This window comes from Alteromonas sp. H39 (assembly GCF_047556435.1).
GTDB lineage: Bacteria > Pseudomonadota > Gammaproteobacteria > Enterobacterales > Alteromonadaceae > Alteromonas.
The window spans coordinates 2,306,229-2,326,922 of the sequence record NZ_CP180210.1 but is presented as its reverse complement, the minus strand read 5'-3'; the positions used below and the strand labels follow the sequence as shown (position 1 = coordinate 2,326,922).

At 47.6% G+C, this 20,694-nt stretch carries 21 protein-coding genes; 12 read left to right on the top strand and 9 right to left on the bottom strand.

What is annotated here, in order from left to right:
* Nucleotides 1-2 precede the first annotated feature (2 nt).
* A complete protein-coding gene (locus ACLBLI_RS10290) occupies nucleotides 3-1,799 on the bottom strand; it encodes a M61 family metallopeptidase (protein WP_414827533.1) in 1,797 nt (598 codons plus the stop codon).
* A 162-nt stretch (nucleotides 1,800-1,961) separates the two neighbouring features.
* On the opposite strand from ACLBLI_RS10290, the gene ACLBLI_RS10285 reads away from it, so the two are divergent.
* From ACLBLI_RS10285 to ACLBLI_RS10270, 4 genes are all read left to right on the top strand, one after another.
* The gene (locus tag ACLBLI_RS10285; RefSeq protein WP_414827532.1) at nucleotides 1,962-2,642 is read left to right on the top strand and encodes a flagellar brake domain-containing protein; all 681 of its coding nucleotides are present in this window, start codon (nucleotides 1,962-1,964) and stop codon (nucleotides 2,640-2,642) included.
* A 52-nt stretch (nucleotides 2,643-2,694) separates the two neighbouring features.
* Nucleotides 2,695-3,156 (top strand): DUF962 domain-containing protein, encoded by a 462-nt coding sequence (locus ACLBLI_RS10280; RefSeq protein ID WP_414827531.1) that lies wholly within the window; start codon nucleotides 2,695-2,697, stop codon nucleotides 3,154-3,156.
* A gap of 202 nt (nucleotides 3,157-3,358) precedes the next feature.
* Entirely contained in the window at nucleotides 3,359-4,432 is a 1,074-nt protein-coding gene (locus ACLBLI_RS10275) for a sensor histidine kinase (protein WP_414827530.1), read from the top strand.
* Nucleotide 4,433: 1 nt separating this feature from the next.
* Entirely contained in the window at nucleotides 4,434-5,261 is an 828-nt protein-coding gene (locus ACLBLI_RS10270) for a LytR/AlgR family response regulator transcription factor (protein WP_414827529.1), read from the top strand.
* 199 nt (nucleotides 5,262-5,460) lie between these two features.
* On the opposite strand, the gene ACLBLI_RS10265 is transcribed toward ACLBLI_RS10270, so the two are convergent.
* On the bottom strand, nucleotides 5,461-6,456 hold the full coding sequence (locus tag ACLBLI_RS10265) for an ATP-dependent 6-phosphofructokinase (RefSeq protein ID WP_414827528.1): 996 nt from the start codon (nucleotides 6,454-6,456) through the stop codon (nucleotides 5,461-5,463).
* Between the two features lie 236 nt (nucleotides 6,457-6,692).
* On the opposite strand from ACLBLI_RS10265, the gene ACLBLI_RS10260 reads away from it, so the two are divergent.
* Entirely contained in the window at nucleotides 6,693-7,538 is an 846-nt protein-coding gene (locus tag ACLBLI_RS10260; RefSeq protein ID WP_414827527.1) for a DUF6279 family lipoprotein, read from the top strand.
* Between the two features lie 2 nt (nucleotides 7,539-7,540).
* Nucleotides 7,541-8,470 carry a DMT family transporter gene (locus ACLBLI_RS10255; RefSeq protein ID WP_414827526.1) on the top strand — a complete coding sequence of 310 codons (930 nt, stop codon included), beginning with the start codon at nucleotides 7,541-7,543 and terminating at the stop codon, nucleotides 8,468-8,470.
* Between the two features lie 125 nt (nucleotides 8,471-8,595).
* Here ACLBLI_RS10255 and ACLBLI_RS10250 read toward each other — a convergent pair whose 3' ends face one another.
* Together ACLBLI_RS10250 and ACLBLI_RS10245 are read right to left on the bottom strand one after the other, a co-directional pair.
* A complete protein-coding gene (locus ACLBLI_RS10250; protein ID WP_414827525.1) occupies nucleotides 8,596-8,886 on the bottom strand; it encodes a hypothetical protein in 291 nt (96 codons plus the stop codon).
* A 2-nt stretch (nucleotides 8,887-8,888) separates the two neighbouring features.
* Nucleotides 8,889-10,526: a response regulator gene (locus ACLBLI_RS10245; protein WP_414827524.1), complete on the bottom strand. Its 1,638-nt coding sequence runs from the start codon at nucleotides 10,524-10,526 to the stop codon at nucleotides 8,889-8,891.
* 148 nt (nucleotides 10,527-10,674) lie between these two features.
* On the opposite strand from ACLBLI_RS10245, the gene ACLBLI_RS10240 reads away from it, so the two are divergent.
* The 4 genes from ACLBLI_RS10240 (at nucleotide 10,675) to ACLBLI_RS10225 (ending at nucleotide 13,846) form a co-directional block, all read left to right on the top strand.
* Nucleotides 10,675-11,166 (top strand): VC2046/SO_2500 family protein, encoded by a 492-nt coding sequence (locus ACLBLI_RS10240; protein WP_414827523.1) that lies wholly within the window; start codon nucleotides 10,675-10,677, stop codon nucleotides 11,164-11,166.
* A gap of 86 nt (nucleotides 11,167-11,252) precedes the next feature.
* Nucleotides 11,253-12,248 carry a rhodanese-related sulfurtransferase gene (locus ACLBLI_RS10235; protein WP_414827522.1) on the top strand — a complete coding sequence of 332 codons (996 nt, stop codon included), beginning with the start codon at nucleotides 11,253-11,255 and terminating at the stop codon, nucleotides 12,246-12,248.
* A 61-nt stretch (nucleotides 12,249-12,309) separates the two neighbouring features.
* The gene (locus ACLBLI_RS10230) at nucleotides 12,310-12,552 is read left to right on the top strand and encodes an EF-hand domain-containing protein (RefSeq protein WP_218311074.1); all 243 of its coding nucleotides are present in this window, start codon (nucleotides 12,310-12,312) and stop codon (nucleotides 12,550-12,552) included.
* A gap of 82 nt (nucleotides 12,553-12,634) precedes the next feature.
* Nucleotides 12,635-13,846, top strand: a complete 1,212-nt coding sequence (locus tag ACLBLI_RS10225) for an IS256 family transposase (protein ID WP_414827521.1) — start codon at nucleotides 12,635-12,637, stop codon at nucleotides 13,844-13,846.
* 56 nt (nucleotides 13,847-13,902) lie between these two features.
* Here ACLBLI_RS10225 and ACLBLI_RS10220 read toward each other — a convergent pair whose 3' ends face one another.
* The 3 genes from ACLBLI_RS10220 to ACLBLI_RS10210 all read right to left on the bottom strand — a co-directional run bounded on the left by ACLBLI_RS10220 (nucleotide 13,903) and on the right by ACLBLI_RS10210 (nucleotide 16,767).
* Nucleotides 13,903-15,228: a DEAD/DEAH box helicase gene (locus tag ACLBLI_RS10220; protein ID WP_414827520.1), complete on the bottom strand. Its 1,326-nt coding sequence runs from the start codon at nucleotides 15,226-15,228 to the stop codon at nucleotides 13,903-13,905.
* A 173-nt stretch (nucleotides 15,229-15,401) separates the two neighbouring features.
* Entirely contained in the window at nucleotides 15,402-16,058 is a 657-nt protein-coding gene (locus ACLBLI_RS10215) for a CoA transferase subunit B (RefSeq protein WP_414827519.1), read from the bottom strand.
* Nucleotide 16,059: 1 nt separating this feature from the next.
* The gene (locus ACLBLI_RS10210) at nucleotides 16,060-16,767 is read right to left on the bottom strand and encodes a CoA transferase subunit A (RefSeq protein ID WP_414827518.1); all 708 of its coding nucleotides are present in this window, start codon (nucleotides 16,765-16,767) and stop codon (nucleotides 16,060-16,062) included.
* A gap of 103 nt (nucleotides 16,768-16,870) precedes the next feature.
* On the opposite strand from ACLBLI_RS10210, the gene ACLBLI_RS10205 reads away from it, so the two are divergent.
* Complete coding sequence (locus tag ACLBLI_RS10205) at nucleotides 16,871-17,776, top strand: LysR family transcriptional regulator (RefSeq protein WP_414827517.1); 906 nt, start codon at nucleotides 16,871-16,873, stop codon at nucleotides 17,774-17,776.
* 10 nt (nucleotides 17,777-17,786) lie between these two features.
* Here the strand turns inward: ACLBLI_RS10205 and ACLBLI_RS10200 are convergent, their stop codons facing one another.
* Together ACLBLI_RS10200 and ACLBLI_RS10195 are read right to left on the bottom strand one after the other, a co-directional pair.
* Complete coding sequence (locus tag ACLBLI_RS10200) at nucleotides 17,787-18,542, bottom strand: hypothetical protein (RefSeq protein ID WP_414827516.1); 756 nt, start codon at nucleotides 18,540-18,542, stop codon at nucleotides 17,787-17,789.
* Nucleotides 18,543-18,612: 70 nt separating this feature from the next.
* A complete protein-coding gene (locus tag ACLBLI_RS10195; RefSeq protein ID WP_414827515.1) occupies nucleotides 18,613-19,314 on the bottom strand; it encodes a sensor histidine kinase in 702 nt (233 codons plus the stop codon).
* A 391-nt stretch (nucleotides 19,315-19,705) separates the two neighbouring features.
* Between ACLBLI_RS10195 and cysB the strand changes: the two genes are divergently transcribed.
* A complete protein-coding gene (gene cysB, locus ACLBLI_RS10190; protein ID WP_218311081.1) occupies nucleotides 19,706-20,680 on the top strand; it encodes an HTH-type transcriptional regulator CysB in 975 nt (324 codons plus the stop codon).
* Nucleotides 20,681-20,694 lie beyond the last annotated feature (14 nt).

The following is a 20,694-nucleotide window of genomic DNA, read 5'->3' as shown; positions in this document are numbered from 1 at the left end:
TGTCAGTCATCCACTTTCAGCCATTGCATCAGCTTTTCCCTGTCGGTTATGTCGAAATAACATACCACTTCGGCAGCCTTCTCAATCGGCATGGATAGCGACAGGGTGCGGCCTTCCCGAATCACCAACAGCTCAGCATGTTGGTCAGTAGTGTTATCTAACAGCCGCTGAAATAATGCAGGATTAACCACGTAACCATTCATCGCGATGAGTTTATCGTTTACCTGCAAACCCGCCCGGCTCGCTGGCGTATTTTGCCGCACAACCTGAATCATCATGCCGGTTTCAAGGGTCTTCGTTACGGCACCAAAAGCCCGGCCTACACGCTTGGCGGAGCGGGCAACACCGCCTTTATCGTCAGGCGCGGATTTGGCCCGCAGCTTAAGTGCAACGCCGATGGAATCCAACCACTTTGGTAGGGGCACGTCTTCAACCCCAAAGACAGTATTTTTCAGGTATGGGTTAACATCGATACCAAAGTGTTGTTGGCAAAGACTGGCGATAACGTCATTCGGTGTGCCTTTTTCGTCCCGGCCGTAGGTATCCCACAATACTTTCATCAGGTTATCCAGATTGTACTTGCCCTGAGATTCAGTGCGAAGCAGTAAATCCAGCCCCATCGCGATGATACCGCCCTTGGTGTAGTAGCTCACGATGTGATTAGTCGCACTTGCATCCTGCTTATAAAAACGCGTCCAGGCATCAAAGCTGCTTTCGGCTGCAGATTGCTTGAAGCGCCCGGCATTTACCTGCAAACGACTGAGGTTTTGCGCGACGATATCGAGATACTTTTCTGGCTCGATAAGTCCTGCTCGTACCAGCGTCAGATCATCGTAAAAACTGGTAAAGCCCTCGTAAATCCATAGCTGCTCGGTGTAGGTTTCAGCTTGCAGGTCGGGTTTCACCATGACCTCTGGTTTTATCCGCTTGACGTGCCAGGTATGAAACAATTCATGACTACATAAACTTAAAAATGTGATGTAGCCGTCGGTTTTGTCTTCGGGTTCATTCACCAGAGGAAGATCAAAGCGTGGGTAAAGCAGGGCAGTGGAACTGCGGTGCTCCAGCCCACCGAAACCAGAATCGCTTAGCAACGTCATAAACACATAGCGTGAAATGGGCTGAGGTTCCCCAAACAGTTGCATATGGTGCTTACAGACAGGCACAAGATCCCTTGCGATCCGATCGGTATCAATCGGTGCCTTACCAGAAAACAGCAACACAAATTCAACCCCGTTCACATCAAACGATTTCAGCTGACAGGATCCAATAAATACAGGGTGGTCAATGAGCTCTTCATAATTTTCACAGTAGAAACGCATGCTCGCTGCATTTTCCTGCCGAGACGGCATACTGGTTTCAATGAGCCAGTCCGGTTTATCGCTCACCGTATTTATTTGTAGTGAGCAGGGTAAGGACTCGGCCCCCTTCACCTGAAGAAAGACACTGGTACCATTGCAGAACGCGTACTCATCATTGATAAACGCGGAGCGTACCGACAAATCAAAGGCGTAAATATCATAGGTCAGCGTGATAGCAGTACCGTTTGTTTGAACCAGCCAGGTTTGTTTGTCAGTTTTCGCCACATCAACAAGCTTGCCCTCGTTGTCCTCAGCGCGCAGGCGGACGATGTTCCGCGCAAAGTCGCGAATCATGTAACTACCGGGGATCCAGGCTGGTAATGTCAGCTCGAGAAAGTCTGTGTCGTGTGTGGGAAGGTCAAGCGTCACACGGAAAAGGTGTTCTTCTACGGAATGCACACTCAGGGTGTATTGCAGAACAGATTTATCTTGAAACATGGTTAACCCGCAACTAATAAATATACCGCTATCATGCCGCACACGGAAGTCTTTGTCAGCCCGGGATAAATTGGTTACATTGAGATGAGTTAAAAATAACCTGTCAATTTACTGCGTACATTATGCTGTAGAGATAGTGCCAAATGAAAATCGCCAATTATCATGCCAAACAAAAATAAAATAACCCTGAGCAGGGATGATATACAGTCACTGAAAGATTTGGTGCCGGGCACCACGATTGACCTGCAAATCACCACACCGACGTCGCCCAAGCGCATTAAAACTTACTATGTTGGCATGGATATTCCCAATTGCATGATTTTTCAGATCCCGACCACAGCAAAATGGACTTTTGTCAGAGACTTGTTGTTACCCGACAATTCCATTGTGGTGCGCTACATACTGGAAGGCGACGCTGGTCAGGTGATTGCTTTCAGGGTTAAGGTGCTGAAATTGTTGTCACATCCAACGGGTTTACTGTTAACCACCTTTCCGTCCACGATACAGACACTCGGCCTTCGGGCAGTGAAACGCGCTCAGCCGGGCATAGCCGTTAATGTGCATGCTGAAGGTATTGAGTCACTGGATAATGTCACGGGTATTATCGTCGATGTATCGACGAACGGTTGCCGTATTGCAATGCCAGTTAAACCTGACTGGCCCGTGCTAGGCAGCGAGCAGGTAATTCGTATCGGCTACAAGGTGGATGGCGAAAACGTATCAATCAAAGGCCAAATTAAAAATAACAGCCTTGAGCAGGAGTACATTTACTATGGTGTACAGTTTGATAAAGACCAGAAATCAGTGGAAAAACTGTTGCAACGACATATTCTTATAGGATAACGCGTTACACCACTAACAATAATAACAATGCCACCTTCAAAGGAGGAGAATTATGCGCGATATCGAACGTTTGCTGATGCGCTATGACGAAAGCCATCAGAATAAAACCAATGTACTTATACATGCGATCGCGGTGCCGAGCATCTATTTTGTTACATTGGGATTGTTGTGGGCGATCCCTGTACCTGACTGGATTGCGCAATTTAATGTCACCTGGGCGCATATTATCGCGGTGCCGGTGCTTTATTATTATTTTCTGCTGTCAGGCCCAATTGGCGCTGCAATGACATTGCTTACCATCGCCTGTTTCGGAGGCGTGTATTGGTTGGAATCTGCCGGGATCTCAGTTTGGCAATTCTGCCTGGCGCTTTTCGTCATCATGTGGATCCTGCAATTTGTGGGGCACAAAATTGAGGGTAAAAAGCCGTCTTTTCTGGAAGATCTGCGCTTTTTACTGGTCGGTCCCGCGTGGTGGTGGGTGCACTGGCTTAAGCGCATGAAAATCGGTTACTGATCCATGATTTAGTGTTGGGCCTGTAGCCCTGCCATTGGAGAAGTTCCCGCATGGCAGCATCTGAAATGACAATTTTTAAGCAAAAATTTATAAAAAGGAGCAACGGGCGTGCGACCAGCCTACAGAGAGTTACGACTAAGCCCGGCCAGCCTGTTGCTCACATGCGTATAATGTTTTTACCATTTAAGTAACCGGTAGTCGTGTGAGTCGTTGGCAACGCCTGTTTGAAAGCAATGAACGCCTGTTCTGGACGCTGCACAGCGCAGGTTGGACGGGCTTCGCGATAATTTATTACGTGGGCTCGTTTCTGCATGATGTCAGACCCATTTGGGTTTTTATCATTCTGCTTAACGCGTATGCCGGCTGGTTACTTACCATTCCTCTTCGTTACCTCTATCGCTGGGCAAGAAAGCAATCTCCCTTGAAGATGATATTAACCGTCATTTCGGCATGCTATGGTGTGGCGTTGTTGTGGGCGGTTGTGAAAAATATCAATTACTGGGAAATCTACAAACACGGTTATCGTCCAGACGACTGGTATATGTATTTCACCAACACCATCAACTCGTTAATCATGGTGGGGTGCTGGAGTGGTGTTTATTTCGGCATTAAGAATTTTCAGATGCTGCAAAAAGAGAAGCAGAATGCGTTGAAGGCCAGCACCATGGCCCATCAGGCTCACATCAAAATGCTTCGGTATCAGCTTAACCCTCATTTTCTGTTCAATACTTTGAATGCGATTTCTACGCTCATTCTGCTTAAAGAAAATGACACGGCAGAAGCGATGGTGTCCCGGTTAAGCGACTTTCTTAGATATTCGCTGGATAACGACCCGATTAAAAAGGTTCCGTTGGGTCAGGAAATTAAAGCCCTGAGGCTATATCTTGAGATTGAGCGTGTACGCTTTGATGACCGGCTAGAGGTAAACTGGGATATCGATGACAGTTGTGAGAGTGCGCTGGTTCCCAGTATGATACTGCAGCCTATAATTGAAAACGCGATTAAACACGCCATTTCAAAGATGGAGCAGGGAGGAAAAATCGATATCTCTGCCCGCACCTTTGGTAATGATTTACTCATGGATGTGGCAGACAATGGCCCTGGGGCAGATATTAAAAACGGACAGCTTAGCCGTGAGAATGGTGTAGGGCTGGTCAACATAAAAGAACGCCTGCAATCTTTATATCAGCGTAATTTTGCATTCTCTATTGAGCACAATAAACCTTCTGGTGTCAGGGTCAGAATTCGGATCCCCTATGAGGTAAAGGACGCGTGAAATGACGAACAAAGTAATTAAAACCATTGTAGTTGATGATGAACCGCTCGCCCGCAAAGGGTTGCGCGTACGTCTGGAGCGCCATAGCGATATAGACGTAGTGGCTGAGTGTCAGAATGGCCTTGACGCGGTGAGCGCGATTTCACAGCATCGACCTGATCTGGTGTTTCTCGATATACAGATGCCAGGCCTCAATGGATTTCAGGTTATTCATAAGCTGCGAGAGTTAAAGCAGCCGATACCCATGATTATTTTTGTCACCGCCTATGACAGTTATGCTATCAAAGCGTTTGATGTTCATGCGCTGGATTACCTGTTGAAACCTGCTGATGACGAAAGGTTATCGGCTGCATTAAATAAGGTGCGGGAATATTTCACAACCCAGCACTATGACGAGCAGTCAAGAAAACTGGTAAACCTGGTTGCCGAACTTACCGGAGACGACTGCGAAGAGATACTTCGGAAACTGGCCAGTGGTGAACCTGTTGAAACAAACCCATATCCTGAAGTCCTCGCGATAAAAGATGGTTCTGAGGTGACGCGGGTTAATGTTCAGGATATTCAATGGATTGATGCGGCAGGCGATTACATGTGTGTGCATGCGCTTGACGGGATGCACATCATGCGTAAAACCATGAAAGAGTTGGAGCAAGAACTCAACCCCCAGTGGTTTGTCCGCGTCCATCGTTCTGCCATCGCCAATATTCGTTTTGTAAAAAAACTGGTGAGTCACATTAGTGGTGAATACCATCTCATTTTACAAAACGATACTGAACTCAAAGTCAGCCGTAGCCATCGGGATAAGGTCAAAGCCGCGATGAAAATGTAATGGCCTCCCGCAAAAAAAAGCACGCCTAATTGCGTGCTTTATTTGTGCCTTTACACAGAGATTGACCTTGCCGCTGTCGTTTTACCTGCTTTATAGCAGTCTTTGCAGATTATCCTACTTAATCCAGCAGTCTCTTTCTTAACCTGAGAATCAACCATGAAAGCAAGACATGAAACGACGGCATTCATGATTATTCAGGTTATGCGTAACGGTTGTTCATCAGTCGCTTCATTGTTTCAACATCCGATTCAGAAAGCGGTTTTGTTTCCCAGGTCTTCTCTAGCGGGACTTCACAAGGCTTATCGTGATATTCACCAACCATGATGTTAGTGACCGACGTACCAACCAGCGACACAGCATGTGCCCCCAGTTTCATGGCCAGAATTCTATCCTGGCTGACGGGAGAACCGCCACGTTGGACGTGGCCGAGAATGACAGGGCGGACTTCAGAATGGGTTCTCTCAGTGAGTTGAGATGCGAGCGAATTAATTCCTCCAGGCCACACGTTTTCAGCCAGCACAATAATGTAGCTGATATTGCCACGTTGCTCCCGACGCTCCGTTAACTGCTCAACAATCTGGCGCAACGTGGCGTCTTCGGAGTCAAATAATTCGGGTAAAATAACAAAATCTGCCGCTGAGGCGATGGCTGCACTCAAGCCGAGAAATCCCGCATGGCGTCCCATGACTTCCACCAGAAATATCCTCTCAAAGGCATCAGCGGTATCCCTGACTTTATCGATAGAGTCTACAGCGGTTTCAATGGCGGTATAGTAGCCGATAGTGGCATCGGTGCCATTGATATCGTTGTCAATGGTTCCTGGCAAACCGATAATTTGCCCGTCCCAGTGCTCACTCAAATGCATGGCGCCACGAAACGAGCCGTCACCTCCTATTACCAGCAAAGTATCAACATCCAGTGCATTTAGATTTTCCGCAGCTCGCTGCGCAGCGTGGCGGGTTTTAAATTCCAGACACCTGGCACTGTGCAAAATAGTACCGCCTTGTTGAATCAGGTTGTGCACGCGCGGCGCATGCAGATGCGTATACTCCTGGTTCAAAAGTCCATTATAACCATGAAGGTATCCAATAATCGTGTGGCCTTCACGTTCGCACGCCAGAACGATTGCACGGATACAGGCGTTCATTCCAGGCGCATCACCACCTGAAGTCAGGACGGCTACGGTCTTACTCACGTTAATAATCCTTCACGGTAAGTTACTGCGTATAGGAAGTATACTGAGGCTTCTATCGCAGAGAGGAACGTTAATCGTGTTATTAAGCATGGCAGATGCACCGGTTGATGCCAAGTGCCTCAAGCGCCACAATGGTAGTTTATTGATTAGACACAACTATTTACATTCTCGTATGCAACCTTTGCCGGGAACGGCAGACTAAATCATCGTTATCTGAATTCTCTTAAGGAAGAGTAATGAAAAAAAGTGTTATCTTCGCGTTACTGGTTTTGTTAGGTGGTTGCTCATCTAAGCTGGCGTATAACAACCTCGACTGGTTAATTTACTGGTATATGGATGATTATGTCGAGCTTACTGACAAACAGGAAAATGTGTTCGATCATCACCTTGAATCCTGGATTGACTGGCATAGAGATACAGAGCTCACCCGCTACATTGCGCAGTTGAATACGCTCAAATCGGATATTTCCAACGACCAGTTAACTGAGCAAACCATTAATCAGCATCTGGAGCAGGCCACATCGCACTGGATAAGAGTACGAGAAAAGCTGAGTCCTGGAATCGCATCTATGGCGACAACGCTTACCGATGAACAAGTCGTCAGGCTATTTGCCGCGCTGGAAAAAGACAATAAGGAAGAAGAAGAAGAGTATCTGGAAGACAGTGATAAGTCGGCGCAGGAAAAAGCGGAAGAGCGCTTAGAAGATATTACCGATGATATAGAAGACCGAATTGGCTCGTTAACCAACCAACAGGAAGCGATTATCGCGCGTTACTCCCCCCAATTTGCATCTACTTACCAGGACTGGATTGCGTATCAGCGTGCGATCCAGGATGCGGCGCGAAAAGTGTTTATTACCCGTGATTCGAATCCCGACTTCACGCAGGATTTGATGCGCATCATGAACAATCCCGATGTTTACAGAAGCGACGCGTATTTACAGAAACGAGAGCAAAATCGCCGACTGTACGCCAGCATGGCCGCAGAGCTCTCAGAGACGCTAACATCAGACCAAAAACGCAAGCTATTGAAGAAGATACAGGATATTATCGACGACCTTAATGATCTTGTGGATGACTAAATGTGAGTAATCCGGTTCGACCGGGCCTGGGATTTGCCCTGGCATTATTTACTGCGTTTTTATGGGGCATACTGCCAATTTTTCTGGCGATATGCCTGCAAGTAATGGATAGTCCCACGATTACCGTTTATCGTTTTCTAACGGCTGCCGCTGTGGTCGGACTGTTACTTTGGAAAAAACAGCAGCTTCCGCGCTTTTTCCGGCTGCCGTTGCTGATCAAGCTGATGGCAGTTTCAGCCACTTTGATGTTGGTTACCAACTACGTCACAAATGTAATGGGGTTGCTTTATCTGAGCCCGGCAAGTGCACAGGTATTAATGCAAATCGCACCGTTTGCACTGATGATCGGAGGGATCCTGCTCTATAAAGAACACTTCACGTTATTGCAGTTTATAGGGGCGGTCAGCCTGCTGAGCGGATTGTTATTGTTTTTTAATCACCGGCTTCCCCAAATTATTGCTTCTGAGAGCGAAGATGTATTAGGGATTGTTTTCATTGTTATCGCTGCGCTCACATGGGCAGCTTACGCACTGTGTCAGAAGGCACTGATGCAGCATATGACAGCGATGCAGCTAACGCTGGTGCTGTACATTGTTGGCAGTATGATGTTATTGCCATTCTCAGAGTTAAACCATGTGTGGGATATGAATCGCTTACAATTCTTCGCCCTGTTATTTTGTTGCCTTAACACTATCTTTGGTTATGGCGCGTTTACAGAAGCGATGCGCGTCTGGCATGCCTCACGGGTAAGCGCCGTCCTTGCACTGGCACCGCTTTTTACCTTTATCAGCATGTTAATCGCGGAGCGTCTGCTGCCGTCAATGTTCACGCAACCTGCTTTGAATACGACAGCGTATGTGGGCGCCTTTATGGTCATTACCGGATCAGTTTTGGCGTCGCTGGGGCGTGAGCGCCTGCGAGCAGTTGGGTGACCGGGCTAAAACGAAACAGCCCCTCACTTTTGCTAGTCAGTGCGGTTGGTTATTGATGTCGTCATCCGCTGTGGTCACGGGAATTCGCCAGAGATCACCCTGGCAGTGCAATGTGTCGGTGCAAATTAGTCAGGTTGGGTTTGGCGATTACCGATGGGTTGATGGTTACCTTTACAGATAGTGTCGTATTCGTCACGGTAGTAGCGCAGATCTTCACACTCTGTTTCGTAGCGTTTTCTCGCTGTCATTGCCTGTTGCGGATACTCATTATTTTTCATGATTCTCGCCAGTTCAAGACACTGATGTTCTTGTCTTTTGACTTCCAGAATGTCCTCACACGGCTGTGTTGCGCTGCATGCACTAAGTATCAGGCTTAAGGACAACAAGGTTGTGGTTCTGCGAGCTGACGTCATCATAATTATCCTATGTAGGTAAACAGATCGCCTTTCAGTGCGTCCAGTTTTTGCTGGTGCTGATGACTAAGCGGCATATCCTCCAGTAACTTATAGACCCGTCGGCATTCTTTCACCAGTGTTGGCTCTGCTTTATCGTTTTTATCCAGAATTTTTATCAGACACTGCAAGAGGTTCAGTGCCACTCCGGTATTTACCGGGGCAAAGGTCTGCGCTGCTGCGAATGCTTCTCTGGCTTTTTCGTACTGGCCCTGCTGATAGAGGTTAATGCCCTTACGGTTAAATTGTTGGTAATTCGACTGCTTATCGGATGCATTGCGTTCTTCGCGTCTGAGTAACTCACGACTATTGGCGTCCAGTATTACCGACCTGCGGTTCAGGCTGGCCAACAGAGACTGTGCATCGTCAAACTCGCCCAAATCAAACATGACCTTGACGCTGTCTGGCGCAAAGCCGATTGGGTACTCCTCATATTTACTTTCAATCGCAATTTGCGATGCCGCCAGTTGCTTGCGTGCATCCAGCATCTTACCATCAATGGCATTAACTCTGGCGGTCATCACCTGTTCATAAATGTCGATATCAAAGTCATCAGCCATACGCGCTAATGCATCATCGAACTTTCCCCGTTGCAATGCCAGAAGCGCTTCCTGTTGATAGCGGTTTTTAGTTCGCTTTTCTTCTGAATGCTCAGCAACATCCAGAATGCTTCTGATGTAGCCACACCAGTGTGCGATATCCTGGTGTACCGTGCGTTTTGATAAATCCCAGATAGATTTCGACGACTCAGCCGCCAGCACGAAGTCATTGCTGTTCCAGGCAATTTGACAGGCAGCAAAATGCCGCGGCAGAGAGAATGGGGAAATTTTCAGGGCCGACTTAATGGAGGCTACGGCTTCTTCATGGCTATTTTGCATATCGTGTGCTTCAGCCAGAATGTCGTGAGCGTCAGGCGAGAAGCGATTCGATTGCAGAATAGCCTCGGCCGTGACAATGGCTTTTTCCGGATTATTGAGTCGCAGATACGTTTTCCCTAACGCGACCTGCGCCCACAAAAATGGCTTGCCGTCGGTGTAGGGCACCAGTTCATCAAGCGCTTTTTCCGGTTCATTGATCTCCCAGTACAGTTCTACCAAAAGCTGTTCGCAGGAGCGTTGATAAGGCGATGTCATTGACGCGAGATGTTCAGCATTATCTATCGCTTTATTCCAGTCTTCTTCGAAAATGGCGGAATATACAGGCTGTAAGAACTGGCGCTTTTGCCAGCTTCGTGTGATGCGGGTTTTCAGTTGTGCCTGAGAGAACGGTTTAATCAGATAATCGTCGGGGCGTCGCTCTATTGATCCCAAAACAACCGGCCTCGCACTGTCTGCACTGATCAGCAAAAATATTGTCGAAGGTTTGATGAGTTTGCGAACGCGCAATTCTTCTATTAGTTCGAAACCGTTTTTTTTGTCAGCGCCAAGATGAAGATCTGCCACGATGATGTCGTACTTCTGCTTACGACAGAGTGCGATGGCTTGCTCAGCGGAAGGCTTGGTAACAATATTTATTGCGCCCATGGTGTTCAGAAGGCCGCGTAACAGTAACAAAAACGGCCGCTGATCTTCCACGATCAACACCTGTTTATCCGCATAGTTCATTCAAATACCAGCTTGATTTCGCTTTGGTTTTTGTCTTTGCCTGCAATCATCAATGAATTTTGCACTCAGAGCAAGTGGCAGAAGCTAAAGTCTCACTGTTGTAAACCGATACAAGTATAACGTCAGCTCAGCAGGTCATAGTATAAAGGTGCCAGCGCAATCCCAAGTCTCGCAAATTCATCCTGTTAATCAGGCAGAGTGGAACGGACAGCTCTCGTCTGCCGCGGGGCGTGGAGCTGATTTTGCTCTGCTTCTGGCTTTACAGCTGGGAAGTGGCGTACCTGCTACTTCCATTCATTCATTATCAGACGAGACGAAGACTGACGATGCCGTCCTGATGCGGCTAAACCATTATCGCCGCCCGGCACTGGACTGCGGCGACGTCCAAGCCGATACGCTTAGTAAAACAGCAACCATTCTCAATCAACAGGGGATAGCGGATGCCAGGCTGTGGCAATGTATGCACCCGGATCCTCATGCGCTTATCAACGATAATAAAAAGCTCTCCGCTGACATTATTGCTAATTGCGCTCTGGCAACGCAGCAGGCTCGAGCTTCTTCGACGCCAGCACCGCTTGAAGAAGATCCCACACAACTGGATGACATTATTCAGGGCTCCCGGACACTCCTGGCATCGTAGCATCTGGTAATTCAACGGGCGCTTTGGTATAGTCGCGCCCGCATTTTTGCACTGGTCTTACGTTCCAATCAGCAAAGAGAATTATTATGTCAAAATACATCGTTTGCGCGATGTACAAATTCGTCGCGCTTGAAGATTTTGAAGCCATGCGTCAGCCTCTGCATGACACTATGGTTGCAAACGATATCAAAGGTACATTGCTGCTTGCCAGCGAAGGGATAAACGGGACTATTTCTGGTCCGCGTGAAGGTATAGATGCGCTATTGGCATACCTTAACAGCGATCCGCGCATTAATCCGATTTCCTGTAAAGAATCACTCCACGAAGAACAGCCGTTCTACCGCACCAAAGTGAAGCTGAAAAAAGAGATTGTCACGATGGGAGTAGAAGGTATTGATCCGCGTCAGACGGTCGGCACTTACGTAAAGCCAAAAGACTGGAACGCCCTGATTAGCGACCCCAATGTATTGGTAATAGATACCCGGAACGGCTACGAAATTGAAATCGGTACGTTCAAAAACGCGGTAGACCCAAAAACAGATACGTTTCGCGAGTTTCCCGACTATGTAAAACGCGAAATGGACCCGGGTAAGCATAAGAAAGTGGCCATGTTCTGTACTGGTGGGATACGTTGTGAAAAATCCACGGCATATTTGAAAGAGCAGGGCTTCGATGAGGTTTACCACCTTGAAGGTGGCATTCTTCAATACCTGGAAGATGTACCTAAAGAGGAGTCGCTGTGGGAAGGCGATTGCTTCGTATTCGATAACCGAGTAGCGGTGGATCACGATTTACAAAAGAGTAAGTACGATCAGTGTTACGCGTGCCGCCTTCCGATTACAGAGGAAGACAAGCGAAGCGAAAAATATGAATCTGGCGTAAGCTGTCCGCACTGTTATGGCACTCACACCGACGAGCAAATCGCTCGCTTCAGAGAGCGTGAAAAGCAGGTGAATCTGGCCAAAGCGAGACAGCAGGAGCACGTGGGTACAGAAGCTCGTCTGGTGATGGAACAGAAGCGCGAAGAAAAGGCGAAAGCGCAACGGATGCGAGCTATGAAAGCAAAGGAAAAACAGGCATAGACACTGCCTGACAAGGGCGTTACACTGCTTTTTCTACGAAGTAAGTAAATAGGGAACCTACGTGAACGCGCAGCTTTCAGAAGAAAAAATTGAAGAAATCAGAAGCGACTTTAATTTCTTCGACCGGGATGGAAATGGTCAAATTGATCTGCCCGAGTTCATTGAATTATTAACCGTATTATCACCGAAAACGAAAGCCAGCCACGTTGAAGAGGGCTTTAAGCTTATCGACAGCAATAATGATGGCTACATTGATTTCGAAGAATTTCTGTCATGGTGGCAGGAAGGCTGGTGGGAATACTGATTTCCATTATCAGGGGGTAGCTGCTGAGAGTGTAAAAAAATCTGTGTAAGTGGCATTCTTAACCTGTTGAAAGGAATGCAGAATGCCAATATCAGACAAACTTATCGATCAGCTTCTTGATGGCTGTAACTCCCCTGACGATATTCTCGGCGAAGCCGGATTACTTAAGCAACTGACCAAGAAGGTTGCTGAGCGAGCGTTGAGCGCTGAGATGGAACAACATCTTGGCTACGCCAAACATGCACCGGAGGGTAAAAACTCCGGCAATTCCCGTAACGGTAAATCCAGCAAGAAGGTGCGCTCTGTGCACGGTGAAATCGAGCTAGATATTCCACGTGACCGCAATGGCAGTTTTGAGCCGCAGCTGGTCAAGAAAGGCGACAAGCAGCTCAATGGTTTCGATGACCGTATCATCTCGCTGTATGCGCGAGGCATGACAACCCGTGATATTCAGGCGCATTTCGAAGAATCTTACGGCGTAGAAGTCTCACCAACCTTTATCTCACAAGTTACCAATGAAGTGCTGGATGAGGTAAAGCAATGGCAGCAGCGTCCACTGGACGCATTATATCCTGTGGTTTACTTGGATTGCCTGGTGGTGCGCAGTCGTGACTCTGGCGCAGTGCAGAACAAATCGGTTTACCTGGCGCTCGGCATCAACACCGATGGTGAAAAAGAGTTACTTGGCTTATGGATGGCACAAACCGAAGGCGCTAAGTTCTGGTTGTCTGTGATGAACGAACTTAAGAACCGTGGCGTGCAGGATATCTTCATTGCTTGCTGCGATGGCCTGAAAGGCTTCCCTGAAGCCATCGAGACGGTTTACCCGAAAACACAGGTACAACTGTGTATCGTACATCAAATTCGCCACTCGCTCCGCTATGTGAACTGGAAACAGCGCAAGGTCATTGCCGCTGACCTGAAACGTATTTACGGCGCGGCCACACTAGCTGAAGCGGAGCTGGCCCTAGCAGAGTTCGCTGAAAAATGGGATGACCAACACCCAACGATTAGCCTCTCCTGGCGCAATAACTGGGAACGTCTGAGTGTCTTCTTCGACTATCCACCGGAAATCCGTAAGGTCATTTACACCACCAATGCCATCGAATCTCTGAACGCTAGTCTTCGGAAAATTACCAAGACCAGACGGTCGTTCCCGACAGACGATTCAGTGATGAAAATACTGTATCTGGCGCTTCACCAGATATCGAAGAAGTGGACAATGCCAATAAGAGATTGGAAAGCGGCTATGAGTCAGTTTATGATTATGTACAGTGACCGCGTATCACTATGATAAACAGCCACTTACACAGAAGATCTTACAGTCTCTAGCTGCTACCCCCTCGGTAATTACTCATCCTCTGAAGGCGTCGTCCGGGGCTTTCGCTTTAACGGTGCAAAACCAACATCTTTCCCTTCCATCGTGTCGACTCGTTGTGTCTTTTTCCTGTTGTCTGGCATACCACGCGAGGTGTCATTCGGACTCTCTTTACGTTTATCCTTCACGGCTGGCTTTCTTACCTGTTTGCCTTTGAATGTTGCAGGGTGAATCTCATGTGCCACGGGCTCCAGTGGGTACTGAACATGAGCCTGTATTGATGTGAAACTTTGCCAGTCGCGCGGCCCCACAAACGAAATAGCAATGCCTTTTTCACCTGCACGGCCAGTGCGTCCGATACGATGAATGTACTCGTCGGCCTGTTTTGGCAAGTCAAAGTTAATCACCAGACCCACTTTTCGCAGATCTAACCCTCGCGACGCCACGTCTGTAGTTACCAGTACACTGTACTGTCCGCGACTAAATTCGCTCATGATCTGAGCGCGCTGGTTTTGCGGTAAATCACCGCGCAAGGCGATGGCGTGAAGATTGTCTTTATTGAGAACGTCTGTCAGCCGGTCAGTATCTTCACGGGTAGCGCTGAATACCACAGCTTGATTATAATCAAGCTGGCTCAGGCAATGTGCAAGCAGGGTGTCTTTATGACTGACGTTATCAGCAAAATAGCAGTGCTGTGTAATATCACCATGTGCGGCGGTAGCCTCGCCGACTGCCACACGAACGGGAGAACGTAAAAAATCGCCCGACAGGTGATTAAGTTCAATATTGTCCAGTGTTGCTGAAAATAACATAGTCTGACGTTTTCGATGATCGGCGAAGCGGTTTATCATCGCCAGCTCGCTGGCGAACCCTAAATCGAGCATACGATCGGCTTCATCATAAATAAGAAGCTCAAGGCCGTTAAGGAAAAAGGTTTTGTCTTTCAGGTGGTCAGCAATGCGACCCGCTGTGCCCACGATGATGTGTGGGTTGCGACGCAGGACTTTCACCTGGTCGTTGTAATTCTCTCCGCCAACGACTAATGCACACTGCACTGGCAGCCCGTTACTAAGCTGCTTTGCTTCGATGAAAACTTGTTTTGCCAGCTCACGGGTAGGAGCAAGGATCAGTACCCGAGGGTCCTGGCGGCTGAGAGCTTTGGTTGTCAGCAAACGGTTAATCGCGGGCACGAGAAATGCGAATGTTTTGCCCGAACCGGTTTTAGAAGACGCAATAATGTCCTTGCCCTGAAGCGCCGGAAGTAATGTCCGCTCCTGAATTTCAGTTAGTGTGACAATACCTTTGTCGCTTAATCGGGAAACGATTTTGTGATGTACGGGAAGTTCGCTGACTTGCAATGGGTAACCTCATGGACTGATTCGGCGGTATTATCCATTAAAGCATGTCAGAGTAAAAGGGTAAGGGGGGTTTCTCTGTGGCTTATATGAAATCGTGGTAATGAAATAAACATTTTCTCGTGTAAAAAACAAAAAAGGCACCAGTGGGGTGCCTTTACTACGTCGTTTCAGAATTAGAACTTCATTTCCGGAATATCGCCTTCGGCAACCATCTTGCCGGCAGTTTTTTCACGAATCTCTTCCACAGAGACCCCCGGTGCACGTTCACGAAGATAGAAAGCTCCATCCTTGACTTCCATGACTGCCAGGTCGGTGATGATGCGGGTAATGCAATTCACACCGGTTAACGGTAACTTGCACTCTGACAGTAGTTTTGAGTTTCCGTGCTTATCCGCGTGAGTCATGGTGACGATGATGTTTTTAGCACCGGCAACCAGGTCCATGGCGCCGCCCATGCCTTTTACCAGTTTTCCGGGAATCATCCACGACGCGATGTTGCCGTTGACGTCCACTTCAAAGGCGCCCAGTACGGTGAAGTCGACATGACCGCCACGGATCATGGCAAAGCTTTCCGCTGAGCTGAAAATTGATGCTCCTACACTGGCGGTTACGGTTTCTTTGCCTGCGTTAATCATATCGGCGTCGACCTCGGCTTCGGTGGGATAGCGCCCCATCCCCAGCAGACCGTTTTCAGACTGCAGCATGACATCCACACCCTCAGGCACGTAGTTAGCTGCCAGCGTCGGGATACCAATGCCCAGGTTTACGTAACTGCCGTCCTGGAACTCTTTGGCAACGCGCATTGCGATTTGATCTCTTGAAAGTGCCATATTAACGCTCCTCCTTTGCCAGTACTTTACGCTCGATACGTTTCTCAAACGTACCTTGAATTACGCGATCGACATAAATGCCCGGGGTATGAATGTGAGCCGGATCCAGTTCGCCAGGCTCTACAATCTCTTCCACTTCAACCACGGTAATTTTACCGGCAGTCGCAGCCATGGGATTAAAGTTCTGTGCAGTGTGACGATAGATGCAATTACCGTAACGGTCGGCTTTCCAGGCTTTTACAATAGCGAAGTCACCGGTAATAGACTCTTCGAGAATGTAAGGGCGGCCGTTAAACTCTTTGACTTCCTTACCTTCACCTACCGGCGTGCCGTAGCCCGTTGCGGTATAAAATGCTGGAATGCCTGCGCCGCCCGCGCGCATTTTTTCGGCCAGCGTGCCTTGCGGGGTTAGCTCGACTTCCAGTTCGCCATTCAGCAACTGTTTTTCAAACAGTGCGTTTTCACCGACATAGGAAGAGACCATTTTTTTAATCTGTTTATCTTCCAGTAAGATACCCAGGCCAAAGCCATCTACGCCACAGTTATTGGATACAATGGTTAGCCCTTTGGCCCCCATTGTTTTAATCTGTGCAATAAGCCCCTCGGGGATCCCGCAAAGACCGAAGCCGCCAGCAATAATGGTCATATCATCTTTCAGACCTTCCATTGCTGCGTCGTAACTGGTCACGACTTTATCGAAACCTGACATATGTCTCTCCTGTATTCAGTGTAGGGAACAGAAAAAAGTATCTGCGAGTAAGTAAATTTTGTAAAATTGATTTTATAACATTATTAATAAGTTTTTTTTACGAATGTCTGTTTCTTATCGAAATATGCTGGCGTTTATTCGCGTGGCGGAGTCAGCCACCTTTGCCGAGGCCGCAGAAAAGCTGCATCTGACTCAACCTGCGTTATCTTCAGCTATCAAAAAAATGGAAGCGCAGATGGGAGGGAAACTGTTTTCACGCAGTACGCGTCGTATCCATCTGACGCCGGAAGGGGAAACATTGTTGCCTACCGCGAAGCGGTTGATTGATGAATGGGATGAGACGTTTCAGGATATGCAGAATCTCTTTGCTGTCCGACAAGGCAAACTGACACTGGCCGCAATGCCTTCTTTTGCCGAGTCCCGTTTACCTCAAATTCTTAGTCAATATCATTCTCAGTATCCCAACATAAGATTGCGTATTGTCGATGTGGTGATGGAAGACGTAATCGACAGTGTGCTGTCGGGGCGTGCTGAACTGGGCTTCACCTTTGAACCAGAGATAATCGATGGTCTGGTATTTTCCCCTATGTTTGATGACTGTTTCGTGGCGGTTGTTCACCAGGATCATCCACTCGCAGGTGAAAAGAATATCGAGCTTCAGCATTGCTTATCCTACCCGTTTATAGCGATGAATCGCGGTTCGGCTGTCCGTAAATGGACAGAACAAGCGGCTGCACATCATGGCAATATCAATATTATTGCAGAAACCGGTCAGCTTGGGTCGCTTGGGCAGCTCATTGCAGAGGGGCTTGGCATGTCAGTCGTGCCCGCGTTATGTAAAGCACAGATGCAGGCGCGCGGGTTATGTTGTATTGATATCAACAATAACCCTCTGGTGAAGCGGGTAGGGCTTATTCGCCAGGCAAGGGGCGGTATGTCGGTGGCGGCTCAGGCCCTATGGGAGCAATGCACAGAAGAAGAGGGCAGATCACTCACTACCAGGAGGTAACGCGTCTGCGTTACCATTTTTTCTTCGGCGCAAACAACTCATCAAGCTCATCACGCTCTTCTTCTTTTTTACGTGCCCGGTCCTGCGCGTTGGCGTTTTTGAGGTTGCTTTGAATATCCTGCAGCCACTCTTTTAATGTAGCGATACGGGTAACGATGTATTCGTCTTGCTGTGTCTGGTTTTCCAGAGCCGCTACCGCTTTCTCAAAGTATTGACGGGCCGAGCCAAGCATATTCGATTGCATTGCTGCACGCCCGCGACGTGTCAGCGTTTCAACGTTAACTTTCAGTTGCAGTTTTTCAAGTTGTTTGTCTTCTTCAATAAAGGTTTTGGTATCGACTTTCCCTTTTGAATGTTCAGAGCGAAGCAATATTCTCAGCTTCTTTACCGCCTGAATATACTGAATGATCAACTTGTCATTTTCTGGTAAAGCAAAGTCCGCCGGTGAGCTAATGGCGTCGTCTTCCTGGGTCCTTTGCTCGGCGTCTTTTATGCGTTGGCCCACTTCTGTGGATGGGTTCAGTTCATTCAGCACCTTTAGCGCATTCAGCACACGGGTATGCAGAATCTGCATCATCTTCGGTGATATTGGCATTGTGTTGCAGGCCAGGATGACGTTTTCCGTTTCGTCAATCACGGCCCGTTGTTTTGCCACCTCCGCGCGACGCTCAGCTTCAAGCTTAGCGCGATGCTGTTGAAAGGCGTTGATAAAAATGGCGGCGATGATCAGCACCACTATCAGAATTATTATTGTCGTGAATACCATGCGTGATTCCGTATACCTGTCATCCCACGCGAGCGTGAAACACTCAAACTTATTATTATGTCGGCAAAGTTTACGGTAATTTTACCTCAAATACACTCCCGCCTAGCGTACCACCATTAAAAAGTGAAATCTCTCCACAATTTTCACCCTGAGTATGGGCAGAAGCGATCAACCTGGCAAAGAATAAACCAAGACCGGTTCGGCCCTGACTCACATGGAAGTCAGAGAGGCGGGTACTGCTGTTTAACAGCATCGCCTCGGGGTATCCGGGACCGTCGTCTTCAAGCCTTATAACCAGCCGGTTATCTGCGGTGAATGCACTTAACCGGATCTTGGAATTACCATACCGCAGAGAGTTTACCAGCATGTCATTAATCAGCAGATAAATCAGTTCACTATCGAGATACCAGCTTAAGTCATTGGTCTGTGCTACCTCAATGTTGATGTTTTTCTGCTTTATATAAATATGATTAGAGCCAACAACATCGCTGAACAGGTCATCTATAAAACATTCGTCTACCGTAATAGGAAGCCTTTCAAGCTCAGCGCGGTATAACGACAGTATCTGTACCAGACTGGTATTGAGTCGTGAGGCTTCATAATGCACGTTGGCAACCTGTTCACGAGACGCCGTGTCCTGCTCAGGTAAAGAATCAGCCAGATTTTCAATGGACTGCAGCAACAGAAACAGTGAATTTTTCATGTCATGAACGGCAGCGGCCAGCACGGAAGAAAAGTCGATGGATGACGGCGTAGAGGTAATTTCTGGCATAGTCACTCTTTATGTTTACCGACAACCTCTGCTACTTTCTGTCATTTAACAGTCAGAATGTAGCAAGCAGGTTAGTCAAAGCAGGACAGTACGGCTATGTTAATCATGTCGTCACATTACTATTTTTTCATGGTGGTTGGCTACTTTCTTCACATTTCTTGAGTAAGCAGAATCGCGCTGAACAGGTTGTAATGCCGTTCTATACAGACTCTTCAGAATTTCAGCGAGATCGTGCGGGATCATGGTGAGATTACGGTATTTGCTTAGAATGGTAGGTTGCAAATTGTCACGGCTTATTCTGGTTCACTGAAAAAGGCGGTAGCAATAAAGCGCATATTTAGATATAACGTAAAAGCATATCAATCGTTTTCAAACGTAAGGCCCGGTCGTTATGAAATTACAGCAGCTTCGCTATATTGTTGAGGTCCTTAACAATAATCTCAATGTTTCTGCTACAGCAGAGAGCCTCTATACGTCTCAACCTGGCATTAGTAAGCAGGTGAGAATGCTGGAAGATGAGCTTGGTGTGCAGATTTTTGGACGAAGCGGCAAACATCTTACACACGTAACAGATGCCGGCCATGACGTTATTAATATTTCCCGCGAAATTCTCGCAAAAGTAGAAAGTATTAAAGCGGTAGCCCGCGAGCATACCTTACCAGATCAGGGTAAACTGAACATTGCCACCACACATACGCAAGCACGCTACGCCTTGCCTGATGTGATTCAGGGGTTCATGCACAAATATCCGAAAGTGTCGCTTCACATGCACCAGGGCACGCCTTCCCAAATCAGTGATTTGGCGGCAAAAGGCGAGGCGGATTTCGCTATTGCTACGGAAGCCCTTCATTTGTACAACGATCTGGTTATGCTGCCGTGTTATCACTGGAATCGCAGTGTTATTGTCAATAAAGACCATCCATTATCTAAGAAAACTTCCATTGAAATCAGTGATATTGCCAAATATCCGCTGGTGACCTACGTTTTTGGCTTTACCGGTCGCTCTGAGTTAGACCATGCGTTCGAGAGAGCCGGGCTGACACCGAAAATCGTATTTACCGCGACCGATGCTGATGTCATTAAAACCTATGTGCGCCTTGGCGTGGGTATTGGTGTGATCGCGTCTATGGCCGTAAACGAGGAGCTGGATTCTGACCTGGTAAAAATAGATGCCAGCCATCTGTTTGACTACAGCACTACCAAGATTGGTTTTCGCAAGGGGTCTTTTTTACGTAGTTACATGTTTGATTTTATTGAACGTTTCGCACCGCATCTGACAAAAGACAAGGTCGAAAAAGCCATGATGCTGAAGAATAATGATGAAGTAGAGAAAATGTTTAAAGGTGTAACCTTACCGGTGAAATAAATTTTTTCTTCTGA

Coding starts and splice junctions, on each gene's coding strand:
- ACLBLI_RS10290 (WP_414827533.1), bottom strand. CDS start 1,799: ATGTTTCAAGATAAATCTGTTCTGCAATACACCCTGAGTGTGCATTCC.
- ACLBLI_RS10285 (WP_414827532.1), top strand. CDS start 1,962: ATGCCAAACAAAAATAAAATAACCCTGAGCAGGGATGATATACAGTCA.
- ACLBLI_RS10280 (WP_414827531.1), top strand. CDS start 2,695: ATGCGCGATATCGAACGTTTGCTGATGCGCTATGACGAAAGCCATCAG.
- ACLBLI_RS10270 (WP_414827529.1), top strand. CDS start 4,434: ATGACGAACAAAGTAATTAAAACCATTGTAGTTGATGATGAACCGCTC.
- ACLBLI_RS10260 (WP_414827527.1), top strand. CDS start 6,693: ATGAAAAAAAGTGTTATCTTCGCGTTACTGGTTTTGTTAGGTGGTTGC.
- ACLBLI_RS10250 (WP_414827525.1), bottom strand. CDS start 8,886: ATGATGACGTCAGCTCGCAGAACCACAACCTTGTTGTCCTTAAGCCTG.
- ACLBLI_RS10245 (WP_414827524.1), bottom strand. CDS start 10,526: ATGAACTATGCGGATAAACAGGTGTTGATCGTGGAAGATCAGCGGCCG.
- ACLBLI_RS10235 (WP_414827522.1), top strand. CDS start 11,253: ATGTCAAAATACATCGTTTGCGCGATGTACAAATTCGTCGCGCTTGAA.
- ACLBLI_RS10225 (WP_414827521.1), top strand. CDS start 12,635: ATGCCAATATCAGACAAACTTATCGATCAGCTTCTTGATGGCTGTAAC.
- ACLBLI_RS10215 (WP_414827519.1), bottom strand. CDS start 16,058: ATGGCACTTTCAAGAGATCAAATCGCAATGCGCGTTGCCAAAGAGTTC.
- ACLBLI_RS10210 (WP_414827518.1), bottom strand. CDS start 16,767: ATGTCAGGTTTCGATAAAGTCGTGACCAGTTACGACGCAGCAATGGAA.
- ACLBLI_RS10205 (WP_414827517.1), top strand. CDS start 16,871: ATGTCTGTTTCTTATCGAAATATGCTGGCGTTTATTCGCGTGGCGGAG.
- ACLBLI_RS10200 (WP_414827516.1), bottom strand. CDS start 18,542: ATGGTATTCACGACAATAATAATTCTGATAGTGGTGCTGATCATCGCC.
- ACLBLI_RS10195 (WP_414827515.1), bottom strand. CDS start 19,314: ATGCCAGAAATTACCTCTACGCCGTCATCCATCGACTTTTCTTCCGTG.
- cysB (WP_218311081.1), top strand. CDS start 19,706: ATGAAATTACAGCAGCTTCGCTATATTGTTGAGGTCCTTAACAATAAT.